12 protein-coding genes are annotated in these 16,244 nt (G+C 69.7%); 8 read left to right on the forward strand and 4 right to left on the reverse strand.

The features are described 5' to 3' along the window. Window positions 1-80 precede the first annotated feature (80 nt). From QUD34_RS00465 to QUD34_RS00475, 3 genes are all read left to right on the forward strand, one after another. Window positions 81-1,589: a tetratricopeptide repeat protein gene (locus QUD34_RS00465; RefSeq protein ID WP_286354618.1), complete on the forward strand. Its 1,509-nt coding sequence runs from the start codon at window positions 81-83 to the stop codon at window positions 1,587-1,589. A 72-nt stretch (window positions 1,590-1,661) separates the two neighbouring features. Further along, complete coding sequence (locus tag QUD34_RS00470; RefSeq protein WP_286354619.1) at window positions 1,662-5,084, forward strand: methylmalonyl-CoA mutase family protein; 3,423 nt, start codon at window positions 1,662-1,664, stop codon at window positions 5,082-5,084. A gap of 80 nt (window positions 5,085-5,164) precedes the next feature. Beyond that, complete coding sequence (locus QUD34_RS00475) at window positions 5,165-6,025, forward strand: transglycosylase SLT domain-containing protein (protein ID WP_286354620.1); 861 nt, start codon at window positions 5,165-5,167, stop codon at window positions 6,023-6,025. A 24-nt stretch (window positions 6,026-6,049) separates the two neighbouring features. Here the strand turns inward: QUD34_RS00475 and QUD34_RS00480 are convergent, their stop codons facing one another. Beyond that, window positions 6,050-6,424: an Hpt domain-containing protein gene (locus QUD34_RS00480; RefSeq protein ID WP_286354621.1), complete on the reverse strand. Its 375-nt coding sequence runs from the start codon at window positions 6,422-6,424 to the stop codon at window positions 6,050-6,052. Window positions 6,425-6,518: 94 nt separating this feature from the next. On the opposite strand from QUD34_RS00480, the gene QUD34_RS00485 reads away from it, so the two are divergent. Beyond that, window positions 6,519-6,992: a hypothetical protein gene (locus QUD34_RS00485; RefSeq protein WP_286354622.1), complete on the forward strand. Its 474-nt coding sequence runs from the start codon at window positions 6,519-6,521 to the stop codon at window positions 6,990-6,992. A gap of 113 nt (window positions 6,993-7,105) precedes the next feature. Further along, the gene (locus QUD34_RS00490) at window positions 7,106-7,525 is read left to right on the forward strand and encodes a hemerythrin domain-containing protein (RefSeq protein WP_286354623.1); all 420 of its coding nucleotides are present in this window, start codon (window positions 7,106-7,108) and stop codon (window positions 7,523-7,525) included. Between the two features lie 158 nt (window positions 7,526-7,683). Here the strand turns inward: QUD34_RS00490 and QUD34_RS00495 are convergent, their stop codons facing one another. From QUD34_RS00495 to QUD34_RS00505, 3 genes are read right to left on the reverse strand one after another with little or no spacing between them, the layout of a single operon-like run. Next, the gene (locus tag QUD34_RS00495; protein ID WP_286354624.1) at window positions 7,684-8,058 is read right to left on the reverse strand and encodes a Rid family detoxifying hydrolase; all 375 of its coding nucleotides are present in this window, start codon (window positions 8,056-8,058) and stop codon (window positions 7,684-7,686) included. A 21-nt stretch (window positions 8,059-8,079) separates the two neighbouring features. Next, window positions 8,080-9,057: an SWIM zinc finger family protein gene (locus QUD34_RS00500; RefSeq protein WP_286354625.1), complete on the reverse strand. Its 978-nt coding sequence runs from the start codon at window positions 9,055-9,057 to the stop codon at window positions 8,080-8,082. Next, a complete protein-coding gene (locus QUD34_RS00505) occupies window positions 9,054-12,191 on the reverse strand; it encodes a DEAD/DEAH box helicase (protein WP_286354626.1) in 3,138 nt (1,045 codons plus the stop codon). Before QUD34_RS00505 ends, QUD34_RS00500 begins: the two co-directional genes overlap by 4 nt. Before the next feature lie 50 nt (window positions 12,192-12,241). Between QUD34_RS00505 and QUD34_RS00510 the strand changes: the two genes are divergently transcribed. The 3 genes from QUD34_RS00510 to QUD34_RS00520 are packed head-to-tail and all read left to right on the forward strand — an operon-like array spanning window position 12,242 to window position 16,196. Next, window positions 12,242-12,673, forward strand: coding sequence for an RpiB/LacA/LacB family sugar-phosphate isomerase (locus tag QUD34_RS00510; RefSeq protein WP_286354627.1), 432 nt, complete (start codon window positions 12,242-12,244; stop codon window positions 12,671-12,673). Next, window positions 12,673-13,395, forward strand: a complete 723-nt coding sequence (rph, locus tag QUD34_RS00515) for a ribonuclease PH (protein ID WP_286354628.1) — start codon at window positions 12,673-12,675, stop codon at window positions 13,393-13,395. The genes QUD34_RS00510 and rph overlap by 1 nt, the downstream gene beginning before the upstream one ends. Continuing rightward, window positions 13,392-16,196, forward strand: coding sequence for a patatin-like phospholipase family protein (locus QUD34_RS00520; RefSeq protein ID WP_286354629.1), 2,805 nt, complete (start codon window positions 13,392-13,394; stop codon window positions 16,194-16,196). The genes rph and QUD34_RS00520 overlap by 4 nt, the downstream gene beginning before the upstream one ends. Window positions 16,197-16,244: the final 48 nt, after the last annotated feature.

The following is a 16,244-nucleotide window of genomic DNA, read 5'->3' on the forward strand; positions in this document are numbered from 1 at the left end:
TCCGAGATTATGCGGCCTTGCCTCCGTCTGCGCCTTCACCGCGGTGAGCCGCGCCAAACCTTGTAACCTGGAGCCATCCCATGTCTGATTCCACCCGCTCCCGCCACTCGACGCTCCTGCTGGGCCTGGCCTTCCTCCTCCTGCTGGGATTGGGCTCGGGCGCGGCCTGGCTCATCGCCCGCGGCAACCTTCGCGGCCCCTTCAGGGTGCTGCTGATCTCGCCGCCCCCGGGCCCCGGTTCGGGTCTGGACGCCGCCCAGTGCCGCGCCATCGGGGCCCTGGTCCAGGACCACCTGGAGCAGCTCGGCGGCCTGGCCATCACGAGCGCCACCAGCGTGCCCGAGGATCTGGAGGGCCTCCGGGCCCATCCCCATACCCTGGCCATCCTGCTGGAGCCGTCCCGCCAGGGGGAGTCGCTGACGCTGGCCTACCGCCACGCCGGGGTGGAACGCCCGGTGGGGACGCCCCTCGCCTGGGTCCGGCACGAGGCCCAGTCCCTGAGCCCTTCCGCTGCCTTCGAGGGTTTTCTCCGCGGGTTTCCGCGGACACTCCAGACCCAGGGTCCCCGGTTGTGCCCCCAGGCGCCCGCGGCCTTCTGGGATCTGATCCAGGCGGGGGCGTGGCGCCTCCAGAACGATCATCTGGACGAGGCCATGGCCCTCGCGGACCAGGTCGCGGCACGGGAACCGGACTGCGCCAGCGCCTGGATCCTCGTGGGCAACCTCCGGTACCGCCGGATGCTCAACAATCCGGCGGCCTTCCGGAAGGAGCAGGCAGAGGCGGAGGCCCTGCTCCTGCGCGGCCTCGAGTTGGCCCCGGGCCATCCTCGGGCCACCTTCCTGCTGTCGCTCCTCAAGGCCGACAGCGGCAACCAGGCCGATGCCCTCAACCTGCTCCTGCAGGCCCGGCGGCGCCAGCCGCACAATCCGACCCTCCTGACGGGCGTCGCCTACGCGGCCCGGGGAGCGGGCCTGCTGCCCTTCTCCCGCCGGGCCATGGCGTTGCGGGACGAGCTGGCCCTCGCCAAGATCCAGCCCCAGGCCGTGGACATCACCTGCCTGTACACGGGAGAGATCCAGCGCTTCGAGGCGAGCCTTCAGGAACAGCCGGGTCACCTGCGCAGCACCTCCGGGGTGCTCCCCTTCTACCGCGGCTACCTGGCCCTGGTGCGGGATGACCGGGCGCTGGCGCAGCAGGAGTTCGCCGCCGCCGCGGCCCTGTCCAGGGGCTACCCGAACATCCTTCGGTTGAGCCAGATCTACGGTCTGATCCTCTCGGGCCGGAAGGACGAAGCCTGGAAGAAGCTGCGGGAGTACGACCAGGAGCGCATCGGCATGCGTGAGCCCGACGGAGAGTTCACACTGCGGCTGGCGGAGGCCTACGCCATGCTGGGCGACCGGGCCAGCGCCATGGACATGGCGGGCCGGGCCTTCGCCCGAGGCTTTGGTTGCACGGCCTGGTACGAGCGCAGCCCCATGCTGGAGTCCCTGCGGGGCCTGCCGAAGTGGAAGGCCCTGCTGCAGCACCTGAGGGAACGCCAGTCCCTCATGGAGGAACGCTTCCCCATCGGGCTGCTGGAGGACAACTGACCCGAAGGAAAGCATCCCTTCGGCAGGATCAGGGGCCCCGGTAGACTGGGGCTTCGCCCGATTGGGGGGGTTATGTCCACACTCACCGCATCCGAGACCACCGCCGTCCTGCCCGAAGGCTATCTGCCCCGCCACAAGGTGCGCTTCGTCACCGCGGCCAGCCTCTTCGACGGGCACGACGCCAGCATCAACATCATGCGGCGCATCCTCCAGGCCACGGGCTGCGAGGTGATCCACCTGGGGCACAACCGCTCTGTGCTGGATGTGGTGGAGACGGCCATCCAGGAGGATGCCCAGGGCATCGCGGTGTCCAGCTACCAGGGCGGCCATGTCGAGTACTTCAAATACATGGTGGACCTGCTGCGGGAGCGCGGCGCGGGCCACATCCAGGTCTTCGGCGGTGGCGGCGGCGTCATCTCGCCGGAGGAGGTCCGGGAGCTGGAAGCCTATGGCGTGGCCCGCCTCTACAGCCCCGAGGATGGCCGCCACATGGGCCTGCAGGGCATGATCGACGACATGGTGCGCCGGTGCGACATCGACCCCCGCACCACCCCCGAGTTCCATCGCCTGGCCCGCCGCATCACCCGGATCGAGCTCGGCGACGCCAGCGCACTTCCCGCGGGCCACCCGCCCCAGGCGACGGCGGTCCTCGGCATCACCGGCACGGGCGGCGCGGGCAAGTCCTCGCTCATCGACGAACTGTTGCGGCGCTTCCTGGTGGATTTCCCGGACAAGCGGGTGGCCGTGCTCAGCGTCGATCCCACCAAGCGCAAGACCGGCGGTGCCCTGCTGGGCGACCGCATCCGCATGAACTCGCTGTACCACCCCGAGCTCCGCGACCGGGTCTTCATGCGGAGCCTCGCCACCCGCAGTGCGGCCCACCGCGCCACCAGCGAGGCCCTGGTGGCCAGCATCGCCGCCGCCAAGGCCGAGGGGTTCGACCTGGTGATCGTGGAGACCGCGGGCATCGGCCAGAGCGACAGCGAGATCTCGGACCTGGTGGATCTGTCCATGTATGTGATGACGCCGGAATACGGCGCCGCCAGCCAGCTCGAGAAGATCGACATGCTGGATTTCGCCGACCTCGTGGTGCTGAACAAGGCGGACAAGCGCGGCGCCGAGGATGCCCTGCGCGATGTGCGCAAGCAGTACCAGCGGGCCCACAAGCGCTTCAGCGAGCCGGCGGAGGAGATGCCGGTCTATGCCACCTGCGCGAGCCAGTTCAACGACCCCGCCACCAACTGGCTCTTCGTGAACCTGGTGAAGACCATTGCCGCGAAGTCCGGGCTGGACTGGGCCTCGAGGCTCGAGGCCCAGGCGGGGAATCCCCGGCGCGCCGCCATCATCCCCCCGGAGCGCGTGCGCTACCTGGCCGAGATCGCCGATGCGGTGCAAGGCTACAAAGCCTGGGCCCGCCGCCAGACGGAGACCGCGGAGCTGGCCCACGCCCTGTGGACGAGCCTCGTGGCCCTGGGCGACAAGGTGCCCCCGGCGGGCAGCTTCTACGATGCCGCCCACCTCGTGGAACCCGCCGAAGGGGACCAGGGCGTGGCGATCCTGCTGCTCCGCCAGCGCTACCAGGAGCACCTGGGAGAACTGCACGCCGAAAGCCGCCGCCTCATCCGCGACTGGTCGGAATTGAAGCGCAGCTACACCGAGCCGGAGAATATCTATGTGGTGCGCGGCAAGGAGATCCGCACCGCGAACTATACGGTGTCCCTCAGCGGTACCCTGGTGCCGAAGGTCGCCCTGCCGCCCCAGTCGGGCTGGGGCGAGCTGCTGCGCTGGCAGCTGCTGGAGAACCTGCCGGGTCGCTTCCCCTTCACGGCCGGCGTCTTCGAGTACAAGCGCGTGGGCGAGGATCCCACCCGCATGTTCGCGGGCGAGGGCACGCCCGAGCGCACCAACAAGCGCTTCCACTTCGTGAGCAAGGGCCAGCCGGCCGTGCGCCTGAGCACCGCCTTCGACAGCGTCACCCTCTACGGGGAGGATCCCCACGGCCGCCCCGACATCTACGGCAAGGTGGGCAACAGCGGCGTGTCCGTCTGCACGGTGGACGACGCGAAGAAGCTCTACTCGGGCTTCGACCTGCTCTGCCCCACGACCAGCGTGAGCATGACCATCAACGGCCCCGCGCCCACCATGCTGGCCTTCTTCCTCAATGCGGCCATCGACCAGCGGGCCGAGGCCTGGCTGAAGGAGCACGGCCAGCTCGAGGCGGCCCAGGCGAAGATCGAGGGGATGTACGCGGCGAAGGGCCTGGCGCGCCCCCGCTACGAAGGCGCCCTGCCCGAGGGCAACGACGGCCTCGGGCTCGCCTTGCTGGGCGTCACCGCGGACGAGATCCTGCCGCCGGAGGTCTATGCGAAGCTCCGGACAGAGGCCCTTCAGACCGTGCGCGGCACGGTGCAGGCGGACATCCTCAAGGAGGATCAGGCCCAGAACACCTGCATCTTCAGCACGGAGTTCAGCCTCAAGGTCATGGGGGACATCCAGTCCACCTTCATCGAGGAGAAGATCCGCAATTTCTATTCCGTGAGCATCAGCGGCTACCACATCGCCGAGGCCGGGGCGAACCCCATCAGCCAGCTGGCCTTCACCCTGGCCAACGGCTTCACCTTCGTCGAGTACTACCTCTCGCGCGGCATGCACATCGACGACTTCGCGCCGAACCTCAGCTTCTTCTTCAGCAATGGGCTCGATCCGGAATACAGCGTCATCGGCCGGGTGGCCCGGCGCATCTGGGCCGTGGCCATGAAGGAGAAATACGGCGCCAACGACCGCAGTCAGAAGCTGAAGTACCACATCCAGACCTCCGGCCGCTCCCTGCACGCGCAGGAGATCGACTTCAACGACATCCGCACCACCCTGCAGGCCCTCTACGCCATCTACGACAACTGCAACAGTCTGCACACCAACGCCTACGACGAGGCCATCACCACGCCCACCGAGGAGAGCGTGCGCCGGGCCATCGCCATCCAGCTCATCATCAACCGCGAGCTGGGCCAGGCGAAGAACGAGAACCCGCTGCAGGGCGCCTTCTACATCGAGCAGTTGACGGAGCTGGTGGAAGAGGCCGTGCTGCTCGAGTTCCGCCGCATCGCCGACCGCGGCGGCGTCCTGGGGGCCATGGAGACCATGTACCAGCGGGGCAAGATCCAGGAAGAGTCCATGCAGTACGAGCACCTCAAGCACAGCGGGGAGCTGCCCATTGTGGGTGTGAACACCTTCCTGAATCCCCAGCCGCCCGAGCTGGGCACGCCCGAACTGATCCGCAGCACCGAGGCGGAGAAGCAGCAGCAGATCCGGAACCTCGGCGCCTTCCATGCTCGCAACGCCGACCGGGCCCCCGCGGCCCTGAACCGCCTGAAGGACCTGGCCCGCGCCAACGGCAACCTCTTCGATGCCCTGCTCGACGCCGCCAAGGTCTGCAGCCTCGGCCAGATCAGCCAGGCCCTCTACGAAGTGGGCGGTCAGTACCGGCGGAACATGTGAGCGACCGCCGGGTGGTGAAGCAGGCTGCAGGGCAGCCTGCGAAGCCGGGACCCGGCGAGGAGCCTTATCATGGACTTCAGATGGTTCGCGCTGCCCTGATCCTCGCCCTCGCTGCCCTGGCGCCCGCCCCGATGCTGGGTGCCAGGGCGCCGAAGGCCGGGCGGGCCTCTGCGAAGCCCGGCGTCACTTACCTCTACACCTACTACGATCGGCAGGGCCGCCTGGTGATCAACAACCTCCCCCCCAGCTACATGAAGGGGCAGGGGCTGGTGCTGAAGCATGTGGGCGTGGGCAAGGTGCGGCTCGCGATCACCACCGCGGAGATGGCCCGGGCCCTCAAGAGCCCGGAGCTCATCGCGATGGTGGACGAGATCGCCTCGGCCGAAGGCGTGGACATGCACCTGGCCCGCGCCATCATCCAGGCCGAGAGCGCCTTCAACTACAAGGCCCGGTCCAAGGCCGGGGCCCTGGGCCTCATGCAGCTGATGCCCTCCACGGCGGAGCGCTTCGGCGTCGTGGATCCCTTCGATCCGCGCCAGAACATCTCCGGCGGCGTGAAATACCTCAAGTGGCTCCACGACTACTACCAGGGGGACCTCACTCGGGTGGTGGCGGCCTACAACGCCGGCGAGGGCGCGGTGAACCGCCACAAGGGCATCCCGCCCTTCCGCGAGACCCGGGCCTATGTCCCGAAGGTGCTGGATCTCTACCAGCGCAAGGCCGTGCAGCCCGATCCCAAGCTGGCGGGCAGCATGGGGCTGCTCCAGAAGGGCCGGGGCGGCTTCAAGGTCGAGGAGCAGAAGACTGTGCCGGAGCCCACGGTCCAGCAGCGGGCGGCCACGCGCATCTACCAGTGGACCGATGCCAACGGCCGGGTCCAGATCAGCGATCAGCCTCCGCCCAAGGGCACCGCCAGCGTGAAATCCTTCGGGGAGCCCTGACCGCGTCTCCGTGAGGGAGATAAATCAGGTCCGGTTCGCCTCGCCATCGCGCACGAAGCTCTCCAGGGCAGCCAGACTCGCCTGGAAGGCGGCTTCCAGCCGCGCCGGCAGGTCCGCACCGGCATCCACGGAACCGCTGCGGCCCAGCTGTTCGAGTTCGGCGCCCAGGGTGCGGAGGGTCTTGGCGCCCAGGGCCCCGGCGCCCCCTTTGAGGGCGTGTCCGGCCCGGGAGAGCGCCTCGGCATCCTGCTGGGCGATGGCCTGGAGGATGGCCTGGATGCGACGGGGCGTGTCGTCCTGGAAGATGCCGATCATTTCCGACACCAGGCCATGGGCGCCATCGTCCAACTCCACCAGGTTCTGAAGGGTGGTCAGGTCGAGGAGGTCGGATGGGACCATGGGAGACTCCAAGGTCCCATGCTGAGGCAGGCGGGTCCGTTCGTCCAACGGGATCCCGGGTGTCCCGGGGAACGCTTGGGGTTACGCTGGAAACATGACCGAAACAACGCCCATGACCCCGGCGGAGACCGCCCTCTCCCTGCTGTTCCGCAAGCTCCACCCCCACCTGGAGGATGCTGCGCACGCCCTGGCCCGGGGGGCCGCCCGGCGCGACCTGGAGCGCCTGCACCTGAAGCTGATCACGGCCCGCCTCAAGACGGTGGAGCTCCTCGAAGCCGCCACCGAGACCCTGCCGGAGGACGCCCCCCTGGCCGAGACGCTGGATACCCTGGCGGCCAACCTCACGCCCGTGGGGGAGAGCTACCGGCAGAGCCTCGTGCTCACCCAGCTCTGCCTGGAAGAGGCCCCGGCGGAGCTGCTGCCCCATGCGCCGGAGGGCTGCGTGGCCGGGTCGACCTGGGGGCCGCGGATGACGGATTTCCTCGCCCATCTGAAGGACCCCGACTTCCAGGCCCGGCGGCGCTGGGAGGCCGTAGCGGAGGACATCGGCGAGACCGAGGAGGAGTGATCCCCCTCCGTCGGTTCAATAATTCATACTAATTTAGTCAAGATTGTGACCCCCTTCACCGGCGAGGGATTCCAGAGTGGAGGTCCGGCCCGTCGGCCGGCTCTGGGGGATCCATGAACCTCGACCGCTACCACGAGCAGCATGCGGACATCCGCCAGCAGGTGAAGGACCTGCAGCAGCGGATCGAGCCCGAGGCCCTGGCCGCCGACCCCGGTGCCGCCCGGCAGAGCCTGGTGACCCTGGGCGCCCGGCTGAACATCCACCTCGCCTTCGAGGACACGGCCCTCTATCCGACGGTTCTCAAGCACCCCGACCTCCGGGTCCAGCAGCGGACCCGCCAGTACATGGAAGAGATGGGCGGGATCAAGGCGGCCCTGAAGGAACACCTGCAGCGGTGGCTGTCGACGGGGCGCGTCCAGGCGGAGGCGCCGACCTTCCGGAAGGAAACGCTCGCGATCCTGCAGGCGCTGGGGGCCCGGCTGGAGGCTGAAGACCGAGACTTCTACCCGATGCTGGAGACGCTGGCCGTCTAGTTAGACCTCGGCAATGAGCTCGATCTCGACCGGGGGCCCCGCTCCGCGAGCCAAAGGCGAGTGGGAGCCCACGGCGGTGCCGTGGGCAATCGCGGGCAGCCAGGGCCGCGTGCGCCGAGGCGGAGCCGAGCGCCCAGCGGCCAAGGGAGGGGCTGGATCTAGACCTCGGCGATGAGTTCGATCTCCACCTTGGCCCCGCGGGGGAGCGCCGCCACCTGCACGGTGCTGCGGGCGGGCTTGGCGCCGCCGAGCGCCTTCTCATAGACGGCGTTGAAGGCGGCGAAGTCGGCCATGTCGGTGAGGAACACGGTGGTCTTCACCACGCGATCCCAGCCGGTGTTGGCGGCGGCGAGGACGGCGGCGAGATTCTTCATCACCTGCTCAGCCTGGGGCTCGATGGAGCCCGTGACCATCTCCATGGTCTCGGGCACGAGGGGGATCTGGCCCGAGGTGAAGAGGTGGCCGCCGGAAATCTGGGCCTGGCTGTAGGGGCCGATGGCGGAGGGGGCGTTCGGGGTGCTGATGGTGCGCATGGGAACTCCAGGAGAGCCAGTCTAGCTCTGACCGTTCTTTTTGCCCCAGCGTCGCTTTTTGTGGCGCCAGTTGCGGTTGGGGCGGGTGACAGAGGGAATGGGGGTGTCGAAAGGGGAGGCGGGCTGCTCGGGTTCGTCTTCGCCCTCGCCGTCATCCAACCGGCGGGGCCCCTCCTCGATCTGCTGCAGCACCCACTGGGCCGTGCGGTGCATGAGGGCGGCGAGGCAGAGGCTCGTCTCAATGCGGGCGTGGGGCAGGGGTCCCAGCTGGGTGAACACAGAGGGATCCGGCGGGATCACCCGCGGGATCCCGACCTCGGGCAGGGGCATGGGCAGGGCATCGTAGGCCTCGTCGGGCAGGCGCCGCCAGGGCTCGGGCTGGGCCTGTTCGCGACCGAGGAGGTCCGCCACGGTCTGCCGCTTTTTGGGCGGGCGACCCCGCTTCTTCGGAGCCGCCACGGCGGCGGCATCCAGGGCCGACTGGAGGGCCTGCATCACCTCGTCGCGGGTCTTGCCCCGCAGATCGAAGAGCAGCCAGGGATCGCGGTCCAGGGCTTCCGCCATCACATAGCAGACCGCCGCCACATGCTTGCAGGGGTTGGCCCAGTCCGGGCAGTCGCAGTGGGTCTGCAACTCCTTGGGCACGCGCGGGTAGAGGCTGGCGCCCGCCTCGCGGAAGGTCTCGTCCAGGCCCTGGGGCATCTCGCCCGCCAGCAGGGAGGCCACGAAGCGGCTCTCCTGTGCGATGCGGTCCAGGGCCTTCTCCCACTGGGTGGGGGTGAGGGCCGGCAGGCCGAGGGTCACATTGTAGGTTTTGCGCCCGTGGACGCGGGCCTGGATCTCGCCGGGCTGCACGCCGAAGTGCGACACATGGCCATCCTCCGCGTACTTCTTGCCGCGGGGCAGGCGGTTCTCGTAGTCATCCCCCAGCTTCTCGAGGCCCTGGATCCAGAGGCGGCCCCACCAGGTGGCGCCGAAGCGGTCGGCGTGGCTGATCATGGCGCCACCTCCTTGACCTTGCGCCGGACGGGCTTGGGCTCTGACTTCGCCTCGGGCTCCTCGCCGTTGCCTTCATCGGGATCCAGCAGCTCGGCATCGGGATCCAGGGCGACCAGGCGGCGCAGCGCGTCGTCGTCCAGCTCGGTGAGCCAGCCTTCGCCGGTGCCCACCACGCGGTCCGCCAGGTCCCGCTTGGATTCCAGCAGAGCATCGATCTTCTCTTCCAGCGTGCCGATGGTGACGAGCTTGTGCACCTGCACATTCTTCGTCTGTCCGATGCGGTAGGTGCGGTCCGTGGCCTGGTCCTCAACGGCGGGGTTCCACCAGCGGTCGAAGTGGAAGACATGGGTGGCGGCCGTGAGGTTGAGGCCCACACCACCGGCCTTGAGGCTCAGCAGCAGCACCGGCGACGAGTCGGGATCCTCCTGGAAGCTCCGCACCAGTTCGTCGCGGCCCTCCCGGGTGGTCCCGCCATGGAGGAAGGGCAGCTCGAAGCCCAGGGCGTCCTGGAGGTGGATCTGGAGGCGGTCGCCCATCTCCTTGAACTGGGTGAAGACCAGGGCCCGCTCGCCGGCTTCCACGACCTCCTCGAGCATCTCCGTGAGGCGGTCCAGCTTGCCGCTGCGGCCGCGGTAGGGGCCCTGGGCCTTCAGGAACTGGCTGGGGTGGTTGCAGATCTGCTTGAGGTGTGTGAGCAGGGCCAGGATGCGGCCCCGGCGCTCGATGCCGCTGACGGCGTCCAGCTCCTCGTCCATCTTCTCGACGCGGTACTGGTAGAGCTCGGCCTGCTCGCGGCTCAGCGTGGTGAAGACCTTCATCTCCTGCTTCTCGGGCAGGTCCTGGATGATGGTCTTGTCGCTCTTGAGGCGGCGGAGGATGAAGGGGCCGATGCGCTGGCGCAGCTCGGCGGCGGCGTCGGGATCGCGGTACTTCTCGATGGGTGTCGCGAAGTGCTCCTTGAACTGGGTTTCGCTGCCGAGGTAGCCAGGCAGGCCGGCGCTCATGATCGCCCAGAGCTCCGTGAGGCGGTTCTCGATGGGCGTGCCGGTGAGGGCCAGCCGGAAGCTCCCCCGCAGCTTGCGGATGGCTTTGGCCTGGGCCGATCCGGCGTTCTTGATGGCCTGGGCCTCATCGACCACCACCATCCCCCAGGCGCGGGAGGCGAAGGTCTCCTCCTCGCGGCGGACGACGCCGTAGGTGGTGAGCACCAGGGTGTGGGGCTTGAAGGTGGCGGGCAGGCGGTTCCGGTTGTTGCCGTGGTGGACGAAGACCGGCACGCTGGGGGCGAACTTGGCCAGCTCGCGCTCCCAGTTGCCCAGCAGGGAGGTGGGGCAGACCAGCAGGGTGGCGGGGCCGTGCTGGGGGCTCTGCTCCTGGCGGTGCAGCAGCAGGGCCAGCACCTGGATGGTCTTGCCGAGGCCCATGTCGTCCGCGAGGATGCCGCCCAGGCCGAGGCGGGACAGGCCCTCCAGCCAGGCGAGGCCGCGCAGCTGGTAGGGGCGCAGCTGGCCGTGGAAGGTGGCGGGCTGGGTGATGGGCTTGTCGGGGAGGACCTTCAGGTCGTCGAGGGCCGCGCCAAAGTCGCCGGCCACTTCCACCTCGATGGCCTCGCTCACGCCGGGGATGCGCGCGGTGCCGGTGAGGGCCGCGGCCAGGGCCTCGCCCTTGGTCATGCTCTCGAAGCCCGCACCCCGGCTGGCCTGGATGACCGTCGAGATCTGCTTGAGGGTCTCGGGATCGAGGGCCACCCACTTGCCCTTCCAGGCCACCAGCGGGTGCTTGAGGCTCGCCATCTGGGCGAAGTCCTCCACGCTCAGCGCATCGTCGCCCAGCATGAGCGACCAGTCGGCGCTGACGCTGCCGTCGAGCCCGGCCTGGGCCAGGGGCTCGTCCTCCTCCACGCTGCGGGCGCCCAGGCGGACCTTCGCGCGCAGGCGCTTGGCCCCGCCGAAATCCGCCAGGTCCCCGGGGATGTGGACGAGGAAGCCGGCCTCCTTCAGTTGGGCGGCGCCGCGGGTGAGGAAGCTCCAGGCCTCCGTGGGCCTCAGCACCAGATCCTCGGGCCGCTGGCCGGAGAGGGCCCGCTCCAGGGCGGGGAAGAAGGGCACGGCGCGGGCCAGGCCGCGCAGCAGGGTCTGGCGGGCCTGAAGCACCTCGGGCTCGGTGGACGGCTCCCAGAGCCGGGCCACGCCCAGGTCGGTCCCGGCTTCCGTCTCCAGGCCCACCTTCAGGATCCAGCCCTCTTCCGCCAGCCGGTCCGCGTCCTGGACGGTCTGGTCGGCCGCGGGCACGGGCGGGGCTTCCAGCCGCAGGCTGGGGCGCACCCACTGGGGTCGCGCGCCCTCGCTCCACTGGGCCAGCTGCTCGCCCAGGGTGCGCTCGGTGATGCCGATGGTGGGGAATTCGGGCAGCTGGTGGGAGAGGGCCACCATGAGGCGCTCGTCCCAGGGCAGCCGGTCGCGCTTGTGGCCCCGGAGCCGGTGGATGAGGCCCAGGCGGGGGTCGTCCCCGGCCCGCAGGCCCCCGGCCACGAAGCGCATGATGAAGTCCGCGCCGTCCTCCAGGAAGGCCGTCAGCACGGCGTCGGCGGCGGGGGGCATGGCCAGGTCATCTTCGATGTCGAAGGCATCCAGGTCGCCCAGGGCCACGGTCTTGGTGAAGGCCCAGGTGTCGTTCTCGGGGAAGGCCAGGGCCGCCGGGGGCATGGCCTCGGCGAGCTGGCGCAGGGCGGCCCGGTCGGAGGGGCTGGTGAGGCTCACGCCCCAGCGGGCCTTCCAGGGCTGGCCCTTGGTGTCCAGCTGGGGAAGGATGGCCCCGCGGACCACCAGCGACTGGAGCAGGCGCAGGGCCGTGGCCCAGTAGCGCAGGGTGGGGCCGGCGTTTCCGGGGTGGAGGGCCAGGGAGGACAGCCAGGGGTAAGCCCGCTGCCACCGCAGGGGCACGGCGTGCATCTCCACCAGGGTGGCGTCCGGCAGGAAGATCTGGGCCTTGGCTGGGGTGAGGCGCTCCCGGCCCTGGAGTTCGCCGGGCAGCGTGCGGAGGGCGCGCACCCACTCCGCGGCCCCAACGGCCTCGGGCATGCAGAGCAGGAAGCCCCGATCTTGGGGGCGGTACTGGATGAAGGGGTTCAACATGAAGGGGCTGTAGGCTGTAGGCAGCGGGCTGTGGATGAAAGGGTTGAAGGATGAAACTCGGATTTGCAAGCGATCATGCGGGGTTCGACCTGAAAGAGCGGCTCAAGACCTGGGCCCTGAGTCAGGGGCATGAAGTGGTGGATTTCGGCACGGATGGAACGGCCTCGGTGGACTACCCGGATTTCGCGCATCGGGCGGCGGAGGGCCGGGACCGGTGGGAACGCCTGGTGCTGGTCTGCGGATCCGGCATCGGCATCAGCATCGCGGCAAACCGCCATGCTGGCATCCGCTGCGCACTGGTGACCTCCCCTGAGCACGCGGCGCTGGCTCGGCAGCACAATGACGCGAACGCCATCGCTTTCGGCCAGCGGCTGACGGATCCGCTCAAGGCGGAATACTACCTCAAATCGTTCCTGGAAACACCTTTTGAAGGAGGGCGCCACCAGGGGCGGGTGGACAAGATCGAATGGAAGGGCTGCTGATGCGCGGGAATGGCGAGCTTCGAAGCCTGGTCTTTGAGACGGGCGTGCAGCTCCACGCGGCCGGCTCCTGCCTGGTGAAAGTGGGCCGGACCCATGTCCTGTGCGCCGCCAGCCTGGAGGCCAAGGTGCCGGGGTGGATGAAGGGACGGGGCACCGGCTGGCTCACGGCCGAATACGGCATGCTCCCCGCGGCCACGAACACGCGGTCAGACCGCGAGGCCACCAAGGGGAAGCAGCAGGGACGCACCGTGGAGATCCAGCGGCTCATCGGGCGCAGCCTGCGGCAGGCGGTGGACCTGGCCGCCCTGGGCGAGCGCACCCTCTCGGTGGACTGCGATGTGCTGAACGCCGATGGTGGCACCCGCTGCGCGGCCATCACCGGCGCCTGGGTGGCCGTGGCGCTGGCGCTGCGGTCCCAGGGGCTGGAGGCGGCCCTGATCCGCCAGCTGGCGGCCGTGAGCGTGGGCCTCGTTGAGGCCGGCGAGGGCCGCCGGGGCCTGGTGCTGGACCTGGAATATGAAGAGGATCATCGGGCCGCCGTGGACTGCAACCTGGTGGCGGCGCGCCCGACGATGGGGGCGGGCGGGGACTTGATGCTGGTGGAATGGCAGGGCACGGGCGAGGGCCGCCCGTTCAGCCGGGCCGAGGCGGATGGCCTCGTGGACCTGGGGCTGGCCGGGTGCGCGACGCTCATGGAGGTTCAGCGGGCGGCCCTCGCATGAGGAGGGCGCGGCTGGCCCTGGGGCTTCCAGCCCTGGTGATCCTGGGGCTTCCAGCCCTGCTGGCGGGCCAGGTCGCGCCTGCAACGCCCCCTCCCACGCCTTCTCCGGCATCCGCTTCAGCCTCTCCTCTGGCGGCGGTCCCCGCGGAACCCCGGCGCATCGAAGTCACGGTGCAGCCCCCGGACATGGTGTTCCGCTTCGCGCCCCGGGTGGTGATCCCGGGCATGCCAAAGGTGGCCCTGGCCCTCAGCGGCGGCGGCGCCCGCGGGCTGGCCCACATCGGCGTGATCCAGCGCCTGGAGGAGGTGGGGTTCCCCCTGGGCAGCGTCACGGGCACCAGCGCCGGGGCCCTGGTGGGCGCGCTCTACGCCAGCGGCTTCTCGGGGCGGGAGATCGAGGAGCTCTTCCGCAGCCGGGATCTCACCCGCGCCTTCCTGGAACCCCTGCTCCGCAACCCGGGCGAGACCCTGGGCGAGCAGGAGGAACACGAGTCCACCTTCCTGTCCATCGAGCGGCAGAAGGGCCAGACCACCCTGGCCCAGGGGCTGCGGACCGGCGCCGAGGTCCAGCGCACGCTCCAGGGCCTGCTGGCCCGGGGCGCCTACTTCTCCGGCGGGGACTTCGACCAGCTGCAGCGGCCGCTCCGCATCCTGGCCACGAATCTGGAAACCGGGCAGGGGCGGGTGTTCGGCAACGGCGACCTGGTGGAGGCCGTGCGCGCGTCCATGGCTGTTCCGGGAGGCTTCCGGCCCGTGATGATCGACGGCCAGCAGTATGTGGATGGCGCCCTGGTGGAGAACCTGCCGGTCTTCACGGCCAAGGAGGCCTTCCACCCCGATGTGGTCATCGCCGTGGACATCAGCTCGCCCCTGGAGCGCCGGCAGGCCACCAGCATCTTCTCCGTGGCCACCCGCAGCCTGGACCTGGTGGTGGAGCGCCGCCAGTGGGAAAGCCGCGCCGAGGCCGACTTCCTCATCCGCCCCGAGATCCGGGATGCGCCCTTCCTGGAGTACGGGGGCATGGCGCCCAAGCTGGTCCTCCAGGGGCGCGAAGCCTTCGACGCCCGCCTGGAGGAGCTGGGCGCCCTCCTGCGCCGGAAGGCCGGCGGGCAGGAGCTCGTGGCGGCGACCCGGGTCGTCTTCGAGAGCCCCTATCCCATCGACGCCTCCCTGGAGGGGCTGCTGGCCGCCACCTTGAAGCCCGGTGCGGAAGGCTACCGGCTCCTGGACATCCAGATCCTCCTCCAGCAGATCCTCGTCCACGGGCTGGCCCAGGATGCCTGGGCCACGGTGGATGCGGACCGGGTGCTGACCATCCACATGCGGCCCTATCCGGCCATGACGGAACTGCAGGTGGACGCCCCCGCCGCCTGGCTTCCCCTGGTCCACCAGGCCCTGGCCGAAGAAGTGAAGCTCGGCGCGCCCTTCAACCCCCAGGTATTCGGCGGCCAGATGTCCCAGCTGGTCTACCGCCTGCTCATGGAGGGCAGCCCCCTGGTGGATGCCCGGGGATCCAGCTTCGATCCCGCGACCGGGCGCCTCCGGGTGGTACTCCAGGAACCCCTGATCACCCAGGTGGAGGTCTGGGCCGTGCCCGGCCCTCCTGTGGACGAAGCCCGCCTGCGGCGCCTGCTGGGCGAACTGGAGGGCCGGCCCTTCCGGCCCAGCGAGCTCCAGAACCGCATCGCCCTGGCCGAGCACCGCCTGTATCTCTCCGTGCTGCACTACCTGATCCGCCCGGACGGCAAGGGAGGCTGCATCCTCACCCTGGTTCCCGTGCCCCAGCAGCGGGACCGGCTGGACATCTCCCTGGGCTACGAGACCACCCTGGGCAGCCAGCTGGGCCTGGCCTACCGGGCCCTCAACCTGGGCTTCCAGGGCACCGAGCTGAACCTGAGCGCCTCCCGCAACCGGCTGCAGGAACAGGCGAGCCTGTCCCTGCGCAGCCCCTTCGGTTTCGCCCCCGGTGCGGGCGTGGAGCTGACGGGGAACTACTGGCAGCAGCGCCTGGAACTGCCCTTGAACTGGACCTCCCCGGAGCTTCCCGGCGGGGGGCCGGGCGCCCGGATCAGCGCCTCGGACCTGATCCTGCGGACCTACGCCGGGTTCAGCAACCTGGGCACCGGCAAAGTCAGCCTGGACCTGGGCCGCCGGGATGCGGCCTTCCGGGAGGCGGGGCTCCGCCAGACCCAGGCCCAGAACACCGCCTACCTGTCCGCCGAGTGGGACAACTTCGACCGCCATACGCTGCCCCGGGAGGGCCTGCTCCTGAGGGGGCGCTTCGGGGTGGGTGAGACCAAGGCCGGGGCGCTGCCCGCGGGCGACTTCCAGCAGGTCTATTTCCGGGCCCGGGGCGTCCACCCCTTCAATCAATTCCTGGGGGCCGACCTGGATCTGGAATGGAGCCAGGGCCGCCACCTGCCCCTGGACCGCTGGTGGGCCCTTGGCGGTCCCTCCTTCGTCATCGGCTCCCGGGCCGTGGGCTACTTCGCCCCCAACTTCGCCGCCGTGCGGTTCGGCGTGCCCTTCCGGGTCTACGCCGGGCTGGGGCTCACGCTGGAGGCGGTGCCCCGCTTCGACATGGCCTGGCTGTCCCGGGAGGCGACCAGCCTCTTCCGTTCGGACGCGAACCTCCGTCCCCAGGGGGCCGGCCTCATGCTGCGCACCACCCTGTCCAATTTCTATGTGGAAGTGTCCTACGGCTTCCTCCGGCAGCGGTCACCCCAGGAAACCGGGCAGGTCTCCGGCAGCTTCAATGTGCTCATCGGAACCCAGCCCTTCGATCTCTGGAAGCGCCGGTAGCAGCCCACCCGGGCTCCCGCCCGGGCTTCGGGCAGGCTCCGGGGCAGG

The organism is Geothrix oryzae, assembly GCF_030295385.1.
Classification (GTDB): Bacteria; Acidobacteriota; Holophagae; order Holophagales; family Holophagaceae; genus Geothrix; species Geothrix oryzae.

What these genes read in the sequence shown, in the direction of transcription:
- QUD34_RS00520 (WP_286354629.1), top strand. Translation starts at nt 13,392, where the DNA reads ATGAGGAGGGCGCGGCTGGCCCTGGGGCTTCCAGCCCTGGTGATCCTG.
- QUD34_RS00475 (WP_286354620.1), top strand. Translation starts at nt 5,165, where the DNA reads ATGGTTCGCGCTGCCCTGATCCTCGCCCTCGCTGCCCTGGCGCCCGCC.
- QUD34_RS00510 (WP_286354627.1), top strand. Translation starts at nt 12,242, where the DNA reads ATGAAACTCGGATTTGCAAGCGATCATGCGGGGTTCGACCTGAAAGAG.
- rph (WP_286354628.1), top strand. Translation starts at nt 12,673, where the DNA reads ATGCGCGGGAATGGCGAGCTTCGAAGCCTGGTCTTTGAGACGGGCGTG.
- QUD34_RS00465 (WP_286354618.1), top strand. Translation starts at nt 81, where the DNA reads ATGTCTGATTCCACCCGCTCCCGCCACTCGACGCTCCTGCTGGGCCTG.
- QUD34_RS00500 (WP_286354625.1), bottom strand. Translation starts at nt 9,057, where the DNA reads ATGATCAGCCACGCCGACCGCTTCGGCGCCACCTGGTGGGGCCGCCTC.
- QUD34_RS00490 (WP_286354623.1), top strand. Translation starts at nt 7,106, where the DNA reads ATGAACCTCGACCGCTACCACGAGCAGCATGCGGACATCCGCCAGCAG.
- QUD34_RS00470 (WP_286354619.1), top strand. Translation starts at nt 1,662, where the DNA reads ATGTCCACACTCACCGCATCCGAGACCACCGCCGTCCTGCCCGAAGGC.
- QUD34_RS00505 (WP_286354626.1), bottom strand. Translation starts at nt 12,191, where the DNA reads ATGTTGAACCCCTTCATCCAGTACCGCCCCCAAGATCGGGGCTTCCTG.
- QUD34_RS00495 (WP_286354624.1), bottom strand. Translation starts at nt 8,058, where the DNA reads ATGCGCACCATCAGCACCCCGAACGCCCCCTCCGCCATCGGCCCCTAC.
- QUD34_RS00485 (WP_286354622.1), top strand. Translation starts at nt 6,519, where the DNA reads ATGACCGAAACAACGCCCATGACCCCGGCGGAGACCGCCCTCTCCCTG.
- QUD34_RS00480 (WP_286354621.1), bottom strand. Translation starts at nt 6,424, where the DNA reads ATGGTCCCATCCGACCTCCTCGACCTGACCACCCTTCAGAACCTGGTG.